The organism is Saccharopolyspora sp. NPDC002686 (assembly GCF_040295745.1).
Lineage (GTDB): Bacteria > Actinomycetota > Actinomycetes > Mycobacteriales > Pseudonocardiaceae > Saccharopolyspora > Saccharopolyspora oryzae.
Window position 1 is genome coordinate 1 of record NZ_JBEOVY010000201.1, and the last position, 14011, is coordinate 14011.

At 66.2% G+C, this 14011-nt stretch carries 11 protein-coding genes; 9 read left to right on the forward strand and 2 right to left on the reverse strand.

The genetic code is table 11. The features are described from left to right. The first annotated feature begins 99 nt into the window (after positions 1 to 99). Positions 100 to 627 carry a tyrosine-type recombinase/integrase gene (locus ABTZ89_RS24185; RefSeq protein ID WP_351048495.1) on the forward strand — a complete coding sequence of 176 codons (528 nt, stop codon included), beginning with the start codon at positions 100 to 102 and terminating at the stop codon, positions 625 to 627. Here the strand turns inward: ABTZ89_RS24185 and ABTZ89_RS24190 are convergent. Then, a complete protein-coding gene (locus tag ABTZ89_RS24190; protein WP_351048497.1) occupies positions 624 to 1820 on the reverse strand; it encodes a cytochrome P450 in 1197 nt (398 codons plus the stop codon). The genes ABTZ89_RS24185 and ABTZ89_RS24190 overlap by 4 nt on opposite strands. A gap of 93 nt (positions 1821 to 1913) precedes the next feature. Here ABTZ89_RS24190 and ABTZ89_RS24195 point away from each other — a divergent pair, with 93 nt between their 5' ends. The 5 genes from ABTZ89_RS24195 to ABTZ89_RS24215 all read left to right on the forward strand — a co-directional run bounded on the left by ABTZ89_RS24195 (position 1914) and on the right by ABTZ89_RS24215 (position 8295). Then, complete coding sequence (locus ABTZ89_RS24195; RefSeq protein WP_351048500.1) at positions 1914 to 2504, forward strand: TetR/AcrR family transcriptional regulator; 591 nt, start codon at positions 1914 to 1916, stop codon at positions 2502 to 2504. Between the two features lie 175 nt (positions 2505 to 2679). Continuing rightward, positions 2680 to 4572, forward strand: a complete 1893-nt coding sequence (locus ABTZ89_RS24200; protein ID WP_351048503.1) for a DNA/RNA helicase domain-containing protein — start codon at positions 2680 to 2682, stop codon at positions 4570 to 4572. Positions 4573 to 4969: 397 nt separating this feature from the next. Further along, positions 4970 to 5407, forward strand: a complete 438-nt coding sequence (locus ABTZ89_RS24205; protein ID WP_351048506.1) for a hypothetical protein — start codon at positions 4970 to 4972, stop codon at positions 5405 to 5407. Between the two features lie 3 nt (positions 5408 to 5410). Then, positions 5411 to 7399: a hypothetical protein gene (locus ABTZ89_RS24210; RefSeq protein ID WP_351048509.1), complete on the forward strand. Its 1989-nt coding sequence runs from the start codon at positions 5411 to 5413 to the stop codon at positions 7397 to 7399. Beyond that, on the forward strand, positions 7396 to 8295 hold the full coding sequence (locus tag ABTZ89_RS24215; RefSeq protein ID WP_351048512.1) for a hypothetical protein: 900 nt from the start codon (positions 7396 to 7398) through the stop codon (positions 8293 to 8295). The genes ABTZ89_RS24210 and ABTZ89_RS24215 overlap by 4 nt, the downstream gene beginning before the upstream one ends. A 43-nt stretch (positions 8296 to 8338) precedes the next feature. Here ABTZ89_RS24215 and ABTZ89_RS24220 read toward each other — a convergent pair whose 3' ends face one another. Next, entirely contained in the window at positions 8339 to 9256 is a 918-nt protein-coding gene (locus ABTZ89_RS24220; RefSeq protein ID WP_351048515.1) for a C39 family peptidase, read from the reverse strand. A gap of 513 nt (positions 9257 to 9769) precedes the next feature. Between ABTZ89_RS24220 and hutC the strand changes: the two genes are divergently transcribed. From hutC to hutH, 3 genes are all read left to right on the forward strand, one after another. Further along, positions 9770 to 10525 carry a histidine utilization transcriptional repressor HutC gene (gene hutC / locus ABTZ89_RS24225; protein WP_270948223.1) on the forward strand — a complete coding sequence of 252 codons (756 nt, stop codon included), beginning with the start codon at positions 9770 to 9772 and terminating at the stop codon, positions 10523 to 10525. A gap of 230 nt (positions 10526 to 10755) precedes the next feature. Next, positions 10756 to 12180, forward strand: a complete 1425-nt coding sequence (locus ABTZ89_RS24230; protein ID WP_351048518.1) for an amino acid permease — start codon at positions 10756 to 10758, stop codon at positions 12178 to 12180. A 141-nt stretch (positions 12181 to 12321) separates the two neighbouring features. Continuing rightward, on the forward strand, positions 12322 to 13887 hold the full coding sequence (gene hutH / locus ABTZ89_RS24235) for a histidine ammonia-lyase (protein WP_351048521.1): 1566 nt from the start codon (positions 12322 to 12324) through the stop codon (positions 13885 to 13887). Positions 13888 to 14011: the final 124 nt, after the last annotated feature.

A 14011-nucleotide genomic window follows, 5' to 3' on the forward strand; every position in this document is an offset into this window, starting at 1 on the left:
TCTGCCGCACGTGCTGATGCGCTTCTACACCGTTCCCACCGCCAAGGAAGCCCGCCGCTCGGTGGTCTGGGCGATCTGGCTGATCGGCCTGTTCTCGCGGTGCTGGCCACGCTGCTGTGCACCGGGGTGCGCTCGGCGGAGCTGCTCGAGCTGACCGCGGGGTCGCTGGCCGGGCGCAGCGGTGATCGGCGGCTGCACGTGCACGGCAAGGGCGGCAAGAACCGGTCGATCCCGATCGAGGACTCCCTGGACGCGCTGATCCAGGACTACCTGCGGTCGCGGCGGGAGCGGTTCGGCGAGCGGCTGCCCGGCAGCGAGCCGCTGTTCGTCGACCACCGCGGCGAGCGGCTCCAACGCGGCGGGTTGCAGTACCTGGTGCGGCAGTCGCTGCGGGCGGCTGGGGTTTCGGACCGGGTGCAGCCGGGCGCGATGGTGCACGCGTTGCGGCACACCTTCGCCACCCGGCTGGCCGAGGACGGCGCCAACGCCGCCGAGATCGCGAAGCTGCTCGGCCACTCGTCGATCAACTCCAGCCAGACCTACATCGACGTGACCGCCCGCGAGCAGCGGATGTCGGTCCGCGCGAACCGGACGCTGAACGTCCTAGGTGAACTCTCCGGCGGCTAGGGCGCGCCTTCTCGCCAGGTCACCGGGAGTTCGACCAGCCCGCCCGCCAGGGAACCTCGGCGCAGCTCCAGTTGGTCGAGTGGGACGGCCAGTCGCATCGCGGGGAAGCGGGCGAGCAGGCGGCTGAACACCGCGTGCAGCTCGATGCGGGCCAGCGGAGCGCCTACGCAGTACCGCGGGCCGTGGCCGAAGCTCAAGTGGCCGAACGGTTTTCGCGCGATGTCGAAGGAATCGGGATCGGCGAAGACGGCCTGGTCGCGGTTGGCCGCACCGGGGTGGAGCAGGACGAGGTCTCCCGTGTGGACGGTGACGCCGTCGATGTCGAACTCGGTCCGGGCGTAGCGGGGGATCCCGCCGCCGCCACCGCCGCCGACCGGCATGCGGAGGATCTCCTCGACCGCGCCCGGCACCAGGCCCGGTTCGGCCAGCAGCGCTCGCCACTGCGCCCGGTTGGTCAACAGCAGCAGCGCACCCATGCCGATCTGCACCACGGTCGTTTCGTGACCGGCGAAGAGCAGGGCCATCGACAGCATGGCGACCTCGTCGTCGCCCATCCCGTCCGCGGCGCACAGCCGGGACATCACGTTGTCATCGGGATCGCGGCGCTTGCGGGCGACCAGCTGCCGGCCGTAGTCGAACAGGTCGGCCAGTCCCCGTTCGGAGCGAGCCCGGTCGGTGACGTCGGCTGCTGCCTGCGTCCACGCGCGGAACAGGTCGCGGTCCTCGTAGGGCACGCCGAGGAGCTCGCAGATCACCAGGATCGGAAGCGGGAGCGCGAGCGCGGCGTGCAGGTCTGCTGGTGGCCCTTTCTCGGCCAAGTCGTCCAGCAGTTCGTCGGCCAGCGCCTCGACGCGGGAACGCAGCTCGCGCATCCGCTTGGGCGAGAAGTGCGGCTGCAGCAGCTCGCGCATCCGGGCGTGGTCGGCCTGCTCGGTCTCGAAGTCGCCCTGCGGGCCGCCGAACAGCGCGGACTCGCCGACCCGGGCTGCGCGTTCCGGAGCCGGATGCGAGCGGCCGAGCCGCTCATCGGCCAGCAGTCGGCGCACCAGGGCGTAGCTGGTCACCAGCCATGCCCTGTCGCCCGCCTCGGTGCGCACTTCGTGCACCGCGCCCTGGGGCTGCAGGGCGCGGACCTGCGGTGGGAACTCCAACGGGTGCTGCTGGTCGAACGGCAGCTGGATCGGTGCGTTCACGTCACCCTCCCCATGTTCACCCCGGTGTGTATATCCCGGAGTAAACAAAGGTAGGTGTTAACTTCGGCGTTAACAAGAGGAGGGGTGGCAGCGATGGCACGTCGAGCGACTGGAGCCGCGGAGTCGACGCGGCGCATGCCTCGGGCGCAACGGCGCGAGCAGATCCTCGACGCGGCGACCAGGGCGTTCGCCCGTGGCGGTCACAGTGCGACGAGCCTGGACGACGTCGCCGCCGAGGCCGCCATCAGCCGCGTGATCCTCTACCGGCACTTCGACTCGAAGACCGACCTCTACCGAGCGGTCCTCGACCGCGCCAGCGCCCGGCTCACCGAGGCCGTCGGCGAAGACGACTTCGACGAAACCAGCATCCCCGCGCTGCTGCGAGCCGCGAGCGAGGACCCCGACGGGTTCCGGCTGCTGTTCCGCCACGCAGCGCGGGAGCCGGAGTTCCGCGACATCACCGACTCGATCCGAATCGCCTCCACCGAGATCGCGGAGCGCCACCTCAGCGGAACGATCCCGGACGGCCCCTGGCAGGACTGGGCGGCGAGATTGGTCCCCACCGTCGCCCTCGAAGCCGTCATCGCCTGGCTCGACGCGGGCCAACCCGACCCCGACGACGCGGCCGACCGCGTCTCCCAGGCGATCGACGCCGTGGTCCAAGCTGCCCGACCGCACGCCTGACCTGCGGATTCGACAGGAAGGAAGGCCGACGGCGCACCGGTCACCCGGACGGCTCGCACGAAGATCGACCCATTAGCCTTGTCCGAGAAGATCGCGGCCCGACGGGCACCGAAGTTCGCACTTCGTCGCTGCCCCCACCCGCGCGTGGATCACGCGTGCCCAGTGGGGGTTGGAAGTGGCGCTGGTTCGTCGGAGCGCGGCGGAGCTGCTCGACGAGGCGAGAGCTGATCGTTTGCACCTGCTGCTCAACGAGCAGGCGAAGTTCCAGCTCGAGGCCCGGGTGGGGATCTCCGAGGTGCGGGCCTGGCAGCGGAGCCTTCCGGTGCTGCTCGCAGATCTCGCCGATGCCGGGTTGGGGCACGTCGAAGTGCTCCTGGAGCACAAGCTCCCGCACAGTCCGAGGCGGGTGGATGCCGTCCTGTGCGGAACACATCCCAAGACGGGTGAGCCCAGCTACGTGCTCGTCGAGTTGAAGCAGTGGTCCCAGGTCGAGGAGACGCTCGGCGATCTCGTCCGCATCTCCGCCTACGGCGAGAATCCCGTTCTGCACCCGGTCGAACAGGTCCGCCGCTACTGCGAGTACCTGGTCGATTCGACCCCCTCGCTCGCCGCGCGGCCCCGGTCGGTCCACGGCATCGCATACCTGCACAACGCGCGCAACGCCAGCGTCACCGCGCTGCGGGATCACGCGCTGAGCGATTACGGCCGGCTGTTCACCCTCGACGACCGCGGGAAGCTCGTCGATCACCTGCAGTCCGTGCTCGACCGAGCCGGCGACCGCGACTCCGCGCGCGATGCGGCTGAGGAGTTCCTGAACTTCCACCACGCCCCGTCCAAGCCGCTGCTCGACCTCGCGGCCAAGGAGATCCAGGAGCGGGAGCAGTTCGTACTGCTCGACGAGCAGAAGGTCGCCTTCGAGACGGTCATGCAGGCGGTGCGCAAGGCTCGCGCCGCCGATTCCCGGACCGCCGTGATCGTCCTCGGCGGTCCCGGCTCGGGCAAGAGCGCCATCGCGCTCAGCCTCGTCGGTGAGCTCGCCCGGCAGGGCCGCACAGTGCATCACGCCACCGGTTCCAGCGCCTTCACCCGCACGCTGCGCAAGATCGCGGGGCGCCGGAACACCCGGGTGCAGGGCTTGTTCAAGTACTTCAACAACTACGTCGGCTCCGAGCCGCGCGAGCTCGACGTGCTGATCTGCGACGAAGCGCACCGCATCCGGGAAACCAGCGTCAACCGCTACACCAAGAAGGACGTCCGCGACGCCGCCGGGCGCCAGATCGACGAACTCATCGACGTCGCGTCCGTGCCGGTGTTCCTCCTCGACGAGAACCAGATCGTGCGTCCGGGGGAGATGGGGTCGCTGGAGGAGATCACCACCTCGGCGAAGTCGCGGGGATGCGAGGTCGAGGTGGTGCGCCTGGACGGGCAGTTCCGCTGCGGCGGCTCCGAGGCGTTCGACATCTGGGTGTCGCGGCTCCTCGGCCTCCAGCCGGCCGCGCCCGCGGCGTGGAGCCAGCTCGCCTCGCCCGTCGACGACGACTTCGTCGTCACCAGCGCGGCTTCTCCGCAGGCGATGGAGGCGTGGCTGCGCGCTCAGCAGTCGGCGCACGGAGGGAACGCGCGCATCGCCGCGGGTTACTGCTGGCCGTGGAGCGATCCGGTCAAGACGGACCAGGGCAAGAGCCTCGTCGACGACGTCGTCATCGAGGGCTGGAAGCGGCCCTGGAACGCCAAGCCGGAGAAGCGCGTTCCCGACGCGCCGGAGTCCTACTTCTGGGCTTCCGACGAGCGCGGGTTCGGCCAGGTCGGCTGCATCTACACCGCGCAGGGGTTCGAGTACGACTGGGCCGGCGTGATCATCGGACCTGATTTCGTGCGCCGGGACGGGCAGTGGATCGCTCGGCGCAGCCACTCGCACGACCCTGCGGTCCGCAAGGCCGACGACCTCCACTTCGCCGGGCTCATCCGAAACACCTACAAGGTGCTGCTCACGCGGGGGATGAGCGGGGTGTGCGTGTACTCGCCGGACGAGGAGACGCAGGCGTTCCTGGAACAGGTGACCCGCTGAGGCAGATACGACGAAGGCCCCGCCGGGGGCGGGCCTGGTGACCTCACCCGCGGTTAAAGCAATCCAGCTCTGGTTCGAATCCTTCAACGCAACAAGCAGCTGTTCAGCTTCTCGATTTTCGTCCGCAGGGGCGTTTCGAGCTCCGGCTGGCGCATTTGTGAAAATTAACTCTCCCCTTCGCTAGAAGGCCAGAGTGTGTAATGCATTGTTCGGTTTTCCCGAGTGTAACCTTGATCCGACAACTGAGTGATCGGTGATGCTCTCGTGGGGGCAGGTTGGGAACGCGCAGTCACCATCATTGGTCCACTCAGGCGAAAATTCTCTGATCGCTGCCATGGTTCAAGAGATGATCTTTACGGTGGAACCGTTACGTCACGCATGGGGGAGGAACGCAGGTATGGATCCGACGTCCGAAGCCACGATCATCGTTGCAGTGATTGCCGCATTGGCGAAATCGATCACTACTGATGCGTGGACGGGCTTTAAGGGTGGGCTTGGCAAGATCCTCGGTCGCGGGAACAAGGATGAAACTGCGCGTGAAGAAGAGCAGTTGGAACGGGACAAGGATCGGATCCTTGCTGCGCGCGAGAGTGGCAAAACTGATCTCGTCGATCGTGTCGACACGAAATGGACCGTGCGGCTTCAGGAGTTCCTCGAGGACCATCCGGAGTGTGCTGATGAACTTCGTGCTCTAGCTGAATTGTACGGCGATGAATCCGATGAGCCGCCGACTGCCCGGCAAAGCGTCGTGAATCGAAATATTGCGATGGGGGGTAGTCGAATTATATCTAGCGGTATTGGTGATGTGAACGTAAACTTGCCGTCTGGAGAGTGACCAGTGGTCGGTCCGGACCGTGACGGCAATAGGCCGCAAAGTATAATCAATGCCGTTCTGGCCGATAATGGGTCAAATCCTCGCGTTGCCGGACGTGATGTCGTTGAGAACATCGAACACCATCACTATGGTGTAATCGGTTCGGAACCAATGGATTGGGAATTTCAGGAGTTGCAGCAGGAGTTTGTGGAGACGCCTGACTATCCTGCGATTCGGGATCGCTTTCTCAATGATCATGTGGTTGTGCTGAGTGCTCAGCGCGGCACAGGGCGTCGTACAGCTGCGGTGAACCTGCTTACCGCAGCTGACAGCCAAGCTCGTCGTGAAGGCGTGTCCATTCGGGAATTCCGCCGGTTGCGGCCGAGTTGGCTTCGTCCCCAGGTCGAATTGCTGCCCCAGGTCCCTCGTTACGGCTACCTGCTGGACCTTTCTGACAGCGTGGACAAGATCGACCCTGTGGGCGAGGATGATGCTCGCCCCTCGAGTCAGTTCGGGGCGAGCTTGGTGGAGCATGTAGCGACGCTACAACGGCTGGAGTCGTTTCTCGTTGTGCTTGTGACACCGAAGGTCTGGGAGCGCTGTGAGACATCCGCTCAGTCGATCACTGTGGTCTGGCAAGCGCCGTTTGCCGCGGATATCGCAAAAGTGGCACTGCGTGATCGTTTTCAGCGGGATGACCGTATTGAGTGGCTCGCTGAGCCGCCGTTCTCGACCACATTAGCTGAGTCGTCGTTGTCTCCGACTAATGCTGTCAGGTTGGCTTCGGCGATCTCGCGCGCCGAAAATTCAAAAGATGGCAAAGTAAGCGCCCAGCAGGTAGCGATAGACGAGTTTCGTAACTGGTCGGAGCATCTCCGGACATGGTTTCGCAAACATACGGACATTTACGATCGCGCTATCCTCATTGCCGCCGCAGCGTTGGGCAAGGCTCGAGACCAAGATATGGTCAACGCCGCCGACGATCTTCTGGAGATCGCGAACGAGGAAAATACAATTCGTAACCCACTTCGAGCGCCTGATCTGGTGGAAAGGCTAGCCAGCACTGGGGCTGATATAAGTCCCGACCACATGGTGTCGCTAAATGATAAACGTCCAGGGTTCGACACGGCCGTGCTTGATCACGTGTGGCGGCAGCGCCCTAAACTGCACCCCATCCTGCTGGACTGGCTCGTTCATCTTGGAACTGAAGATAAGATGTCGCGTACACGGCGCGAAAGGATAGCCACGGTTATTGCGGGTTTAGGGCTGCGAAGGGGGAGTGGTCAGAAACTGGTTGATTTCGCGCGGGATCAAGCGAAGGCTGGTCATCGTGATCTTGCAGTCATGATTTTGGACCGAAGTATCTTGGATCCTTATATTGGTTCCTATGTGCGTAATCGAATTTCTGGGTGGGCTTCGAGTAGTGACCTGATGTTACTTGATCTGGCCGCTGCGGTGTGTGGTGGAAGGCTCGGTATCGAACGCACCAATCTCGCATTGACACGTCTCGGCAAAATCCTCACCAATCGTCACGCTTCGCTGAGCGTACTGCGGTCAGCGGGGCGTGCATTGAGCTCTCTCGCAGAACAGGATGATCTCCGGCCTGCTGTTATGGATGCAGTGACCGCTATGTTGGCAAGTAACCCGCGACGCGGTGCGACAGTGTTCCTGGAGCTCGCTACCTACCGTGATGTTTCGATTGTCCCGAAGCTCGTTGGAGATGTGAGTCGAGATCAGTCCATGAGCGCGACGTTGGTGCGATGCTGGCAGGAGTCGTTTCGAGCGCTGGGGGCCGAAGCGTGTGCTCAAGCCATGTATACGTGGGTCAAGGCGAGTGAGGATCGGGATCTCGACCGTGACACTGTGCTCTCAGTCTGTATGCCGGTGTTGTACTTGGATTCGGAGCTGAGTCTGACGACTCTGGTATTCAAAAATGTGTCAGATGAGTTGCACCAAAGGGTGATGAGTGATCTCGTGAATCACCACCGCCAGCAAAGGTGGTCGACCCCATGACTCGCTGGAAATATGGCAATCAGGTCCTTCCTGGGGTAGCGCCGTTCCATATCACTGTCGCCAGTTATGTTCCTGGCGCGGACTTCGATGCGTGGCTCTATCCGCATTGGGTGCCGGCGCGTGAAGAAGGTGTCAATATTCCCGATAGGATAACTGGAGATAACGAGTGGCACCGCCAGGCCAGCGCTGCGGCGCTCTCCAGGCTTCAAGAAGTGACAGTACAGCACACGGCTACGCAGCTGGTTGTGCACGTTGATGCCGTTGAACTGGCAATCAACACTGAGGTTGCCATGCCAAAGAAGGTGGGAACGCCCATAAACGCGATGGTTAGCGGAATCGTGTGCCTTGCCCCGGCTATGAACAGCGGGATCGTCACTAAAGACTACTTAGCCGCCCGTCGCGACGAACGAATCCGCGCCGACCGAGAACGCGAACGGGCTCGTGGCCGCGAAAAGCTGTTTGGGGATCACGGACTGGCTTGGGCGTGGTGGGCCGATCAACGCCCAGACAAGCTGGCCGTACTGTCATCTGCTGGGTTCGACGCGATGCTCGCCAAGATGGACAACGCGCGTAAGCAGCGCGACGCTGAACAACTTGCCGAGCAAGATTCGTTTGCTCGCATACTCGTCGAATTTATCGATACCACCAGTCCTGCGAAGCACCGTGCGTTGGTCGGCTTGTTTCGCGAATACCTGACCCATTTTCAGCGCGACGACCTAGTGGATCGGCTTGATTTGTTGGCAGACTCGACAAGTACCGATCATCAGACGGAAGTCGCAGTCTCGGGTGAAGGGTCGCCAGTAATGGGCGAGCACTCCACTAGTTCGGAGTCCGCAGATCGGGAAGCAGAAGTTGCCGACGTAGGGGACTTGAGGGGGGACCGTTCTGGAGATTGACGAAGGCCCCGCCGGGTGGCGGGGCCTTCGTCGTGGGGGAGCGTCAGGCGGCGTAGCCCTTGGGCTTGATCAGGGATGCCATCTGGTCGAGGCTCAGCCAGTAGTCCTCGATGCCGTTGAAGTGCGCCGGGTCGGAGACGTGCACCGTCTTGTCCTCGGCGTTGTAGCCGATGATCGCCACGTAGTGGTAGATCGTCTCGCTCGACGGGTAGCCGGGCGGCTGGTTGCCGGGCGCCGCCACGATGTTGGCCACGATCGCCTTGCCGTCGTTGACGTCGCGGACGGTGTCCGACCACAGCTGGTCGGTCAGCTCCGGGGACATCTGGCGGTCGCTCCAGTCGCGGGCCTCGTAGTTGGCCCCGGGCAGCTTCCTGTTCATCCCGTCGACGACCTGGTGGATGGTGTCGGTGCCGTTCTCGGTGGTGCCGAGGTCAGCGGCGAGCGAGCCCTGGTCCGGCAGGTCGTCGGTCTTGGCGGACAGCGCGATGCGCGTCGCGGTCGGGCCGCACCAGTAGCTGGTCTGCTGCGCCTGGTAGTCCACGTCGAGGGACTTGGTGACCGGCGGTGCCTCCTTCGGAGCGGGGTGCTCTTCGGGAGCCGGGGCCGCCGGTGCTGCCGGGGCAGCCGGTGCTGCTGGAGCGGGCGGGGTCTGCGGGGCCAGGGGAGCTGCCTGGACCGGGGGAGCGGCCGGGGCGGCCGGGGCGAGGGCGGCCGGGACCTGGGCCTGGGCCGGGGTCTCGTTGTCGACCGCCCGCATGTGGGCGGTCGTGGGCTCCTGGTCGGCGCCCGTGGCCATCGACTGGCCGACCAGCACGAGGGCGCCGCCGGCGACGACCACCGGGAGGACCTTGGCGGACACCCGGCGGGTCCGGGAGCCGTTCGCGTTCAGGCCGAACTTGTCAACGAGTGCGCGGAGCGAAGCCTTCGGGGTGGGGCCGCCCGCGTTGTCCTGCTTCTGCACGTAAGCCTTTCCACGTCGGGGGAGATCCGGCGGCCACCGTCGGGGGCGGTAGTGCCTCGCGGCGACGAGGCGTCGTGACCGGATCGTGATTTCGCAGCCACCAGGAACGTAACCAAGAGTTATCTGGTCTTCAACGTTTCACCTGATCAGTTAGTCGAATAAGGCTTGACGGCAACTCTGAGTAACAGATCGTGTTGATCGAGGGGCTCGGTCCGCAGCGGTCGGCTCCGAATCCGGACGCCGTGTCCGGCCGAGGTGCCGTTTGCACTGGTGAGGGGAGTGCGTACTCGATTGCCCGGGGAGGATCGACCGGGCCGGCCGGCGAGCTTCCGGTCGAGATCGACCGACCGGTGATCATGCGCCGCGAAGATCGGCACAACGCCGTCGTGACCCTGGGCACAAGGTCGCGGAACGATCGCCGAACCTGCGGCGTTCTGCTCCCGGAACACTTCCGGGCGGGGTGCGGCCGATAGACTGGACGTACGGTTTGATCTCTGAGGTGGGCGGTGACCGGTGACCATTGATGCGTTGGACGTCGCCGCGCTGTTCCACGAGAGCCGCCGCGAGTCCGCTCCCGCGTACCGCCGCCTCAAGGACGTGATCACCGAGCAGATCGGCACCGGGCGCTGGGCCGAGGGCGCGCTGCTGCCCTCCGAGAGCCAGCTGGTCAACGCCCTGGGGCTGTCGCGGATGACCATCAACCGGGCGCTGCGCGAGCTGAGCGCGGAAGGTCTCGTCGTCCGGCTGGCCGGGGTGGGGACGTTCGTCGCCGAGCGCAAGAGCAGCTCGGCGCTGTACGAGGTGCGCAACATAGCCGACGAGGTCCAGCGGCGCGGGCACCGGCATCGGACCGAGGTCGTGCTGCTGCGGGAGGAACCCGCCGACCTGCGCATGCACCGCCTGTTCGGGATCACCGAGGGGCTGCCGGTCTTCCACTCGATCGTCGTGCACTTCGAGGACGGCGTCGCGATCCAGCTCGAGGACCGGCACGTCAACCCCGAGCTGGCCCCGGACTACCTGGACCAGGACTTCTCGGTGCAGACGCCGAACAGCTACCTGTCGCAGATCGCGCCGCTGGGCAAGGGCGAGCACGTGGTGGAGGCGGTGCTGGGCGGCGCGGAGGACTGCGCGCGGCTGGGCATCGAGGAGTTCGAGCCGTGCCTGCTGATCCACCGGCGCACGTGGTCGGAGGGTCGCCTCGTGAGCACTGCGCGCCTGTTGCATCCTGGATCGCGGTTCCGCCTCGAAGGCACCTTCGACGCGACCTGAGGTCGCTCAGATCCCCTTTTGCTGTCTGGATTGTTCGTGTTCGTCATCGCGTGGGCGTTGTGCGTCAGCTGATTTCGAACCGACCTCTTGACGAGCTGTATATACAGCACTATACATATCGCACCGCCTCCGATTGTGCGCGCAAGCACAGTCCGGCGGCCCCGAACCGAGCGGTTCACCACCCCGGTCGCAACACAGGGAACGACGTGGTTCCCGCAGGGAGGAACTAGGTGAGAAAAGGCGCGGCGGCCCTGAGTCGAGGCCTCACGGCACGGCACATCCGCTTCATCGCTCTCGGCTCGGCCATCGGGACCGGCCTCTTCTACGGATCGTCGGACGCGATCAGCCAGGCGGGCCCTTCGGTGCTGTTCGCCTACCTGATCGGCGGCGCCGTGGTGTTCATCGTGCTCCGGGCGCTCGGCGAGATGGCCGTGGCCGACCCGGTGCCCGGTTCGTTCGGCGAGTACGCCACCCGGCACCTCGGGCGCCTGCCGGGCTTCATCACCGGCTGGACCTACACGTTCGAGATGGTCATCGTCGCCATCGCGGACGTCACGGCACTAGCCGTCTACATGGGCTTCTGGTTCCCCGACGTACCTCGGTGGACCTGGGTGCTGGCCACGCTGTTCCTGCTCGCCGCGGTGAACATGCTCAGCGTCAAGGCGTTCGGCGAGCTCGAGTTCTGGTTCTCGCTGATCAAGGTCGTCGCCATCGTCGCGATGATCGCCGGCGGCATCGCCGTGCTGGTCTTCGGCTTCACCGCCGGTGGCGGCCACGCCGAGCCCACGGTGACCAACCTCGTGACCAACGGCGGGATGTTCCCCAACGGCATCGGTGGCTTCCTGATGTCCTTCGCCGTGGTGATGTTCGCCTTCGGCGGCACCGAGATCATCGGCGTCACCGCCGGTGAGGCCGAGGACCCGGCGAAGACCATCCCGCGCGCGGTCAACACCGTGCCGGTCCGGGTCCTGCTGTTCTACGTGCTGACCCTGGGCGTGATCATGTCGATCATCCCGTGGCAGCAGATCGACGGCGAGGGCAGCCCGTTCGTGGAGATCTTCCAGAGCCTCGGCCTGAACTCCGCGGCGACGGTGCTCAACGTCGTGGTCATCACCGCCGCGCTGTCGGCGATCAACAGCGACATCTTCGGCGCCGGCCGGATGCTGTTCGGCATGGCCGAACGCGGCCAGGCCCCGGCGATCATGGGCCGGGTCTCGCGCAACGGCGTGCCGTGGATGACCGTGGTCATCATGACCGGCGCGCTGCTGATCGGCGTGGTGCTCAACTACGTCGTGCCGGAGGACATCTTCACGATCATCGCCTCCATCGCCACCTTCGCCACGGTGTGGGTGTGGCTGATGATCATGCTGTCGCACTACCAGGCCCGGCGTAAGATGAGCGCTGAGGAAGCCGCAGCGCTGAAGTTCCCGGCGCCGCTGTGGCCCTTCGCCCAGATCGTCGCGATCGCCTTCCTGGCCTTCGTCGTCGTTCTGCTGGCCTTCTCGGCGGAAACCCGCGTGGCGCTCATCGTCGGTGCGGTGTGGCTCGTGCTGCTGTCGCTCGGCTTCTGGCTGGGCATCGGCCGGCGGCCGGTCGAACCTGGTAGCGGTGGCTCGGACGACGACCGCGTCGTCTCCGAGGTCGGGGCGAGCTGATCCGGTCGCACCCCAGAGCTCCAGCGGCGGCCGTCGATCCGGCCGCCGCTGGTTCCCAATTTCACGCGCCGACCCCGAACCGGGCCAGCCGGCCCGGGAAGAGGCGCGAAACCCCCAACTCACGAGGAAAGAAGTTAGAGCATGAGCCGTACTGAAGCTGCCGTGGACACCGCTGCCGTGGTCGTGGGAGTCGGCGCGGTCAGCGCGGCCGACGTCGTCCGCGTCGCCCGCGACGGCGCGCGCGTGGAGCTGTCCGCGGAGTCCAAGAAGGAGATCGCGGCCACCCGCGGCCGGATCGAGAGCCTGGCCGAGGAGCCCAAGCCGGTCTACGGCATCTCCACCGGCTTCGGTGCGCTCGCCACCCGGCACATCCCGCTTGAGCTGCGCAAGCAGCTGCAGAAGAGCCTGGTGCGCTCGCACGCCGCAGGCACCGGCCCGGAGGTGGAGCGCGAGGTCATCCGCGCGCTGATGCTGCTGCGGCTGTCCACCCTCGCCACCGGCCGCACCGGCGTCCGCCTCGAGGTCGCCGAGACCTACGCCGCGGTGCTGTCGGCCGGCATCACCCCGGTCGTCCACGAGTACGGCAGCCTGGGCTGCTCCGGTGACCTCGCGCCGCTCGCGCACATCGCGCTGGCCATCATGGGCGAGGGCACCGTCCGCGACGCCAGCGGCGAGGCCAAGCCCGCCGCCGAGGCCCTCGCCGCCGCCGGGATCGCCCCGGTCGAGCTGCAGGAGAAGGAAGGCCTCGCGCTGATCAACGGCACGGACGGCATGCTCGGCCAGCTCGTGCTGGCCTGCCACGACCTGCGCCGGCTGGTCAAGCTCGCCGACATCACCGCCGCGATGAGCGTGGAGGGCCAGCTCGGCACCGACCGCGTCTTCGCCGCCGACCTGCAGGCGCTGCGCCCGCACCCGGGCCAGGCCGCCGCCGCGTCGAACATGTCGCGCCTGCTCGCCGGTTCGGGCATCGTGGCCAGCCATGCCGGTCCGGACTGCACCCGCGTCCAGGACGCCTACTCGCTGCGCTGCTCGCCGCAGGTCGCCGGCGGTGTCCGCGACACCATCGCGCACGCCGAGTCGGTCGCGTCGGTCGAGCTCGCCAGCGCCGTGGACAACCCGGTGGTCACCCTCGACGGCCGCGTGGAGTCCAACGGCAACTTCCACGGCGCGCCCGTGGCCTACGTGCTGGACTTCCTGGCGATCGTCGTCGCGGACCTGGCCAGCATCAGCGAGCGCCGCACCGACCGGTTCCTGGACCCGGCCCGCAACCACGGCCTGACCCCGTTCCTCGCCGACGACCCGGGCGTGGACAGCGGGCACATGATCGCCCAGTACACCCAGGCCGCGATCGTCTCCGAGCTCAAGCGCCTGGCTGTCCCGGCCAGCGTCGACTCGATCCCGTCCTCGGCGATGCAGGAGGACCACGTCTCGATGGGCTGGTCCGCGGCCCGCAAGCTGCGCAAGGCCGTCGACGGCCTGACCCGCGTGCTGGCGATCGAGGCGCTGACCGCGGCTCGCGCCATCGACATGCGCAGCCCGCTGACCCCGTCGGCGGCGACCGCGGCCGTGCGCGACCGCATCCGCGAGCACGTCGAGGGCCCGGGCACCGACCGGCACCTGTCGCCGGAGATCGAGGCCGCCGTCGAGCTGTGCCAGAACGGCCAGCTGCTGGCCGCGGCTGAGGCGGTCGTCGGCTCGCTCGACTGAGGACCTCCAGCCACCGCTTGACCTTTCGCGCCAGCTGAGCTTTGATCTCGTCGGCGGCTACTCCGTTCGCAGAGGCCACGGTCAGCAGAGTTCGCTCAGCTGACCTCTCGTCGGGTTCCGCAAC

Coding starts and splice junctions, on each gene's coding strand:
- ABTZ89_RS24195 (WP_351048500.1), top strand. CDS start 1,914: ATGGCACGTCGAGCGACTGGAGCCGCGGAGTCGACGCGGCGCATGCCT.
- ABTZ89_RS24205 (WP_351048506.1), top strand. CDS start 4,970: ATGGATCCGACGTCCGAAGCCACGATCATCGTTGCAGTGATTGCCGCA.
- ABTZ89_RS24215 (WP_351048512.1), top strand. CDS start 7,396: ATGACTCGCTGGAAATATGGCAATCAGGTCCTTCCTGGGGTAGCGCCG.
- hutH (WP_351048521.1), top strand. CDS start 12,322: ATGAGCCGTACTGAAGCTGCCGTGGACACCGCTGCCGTGGTCGTGGGA.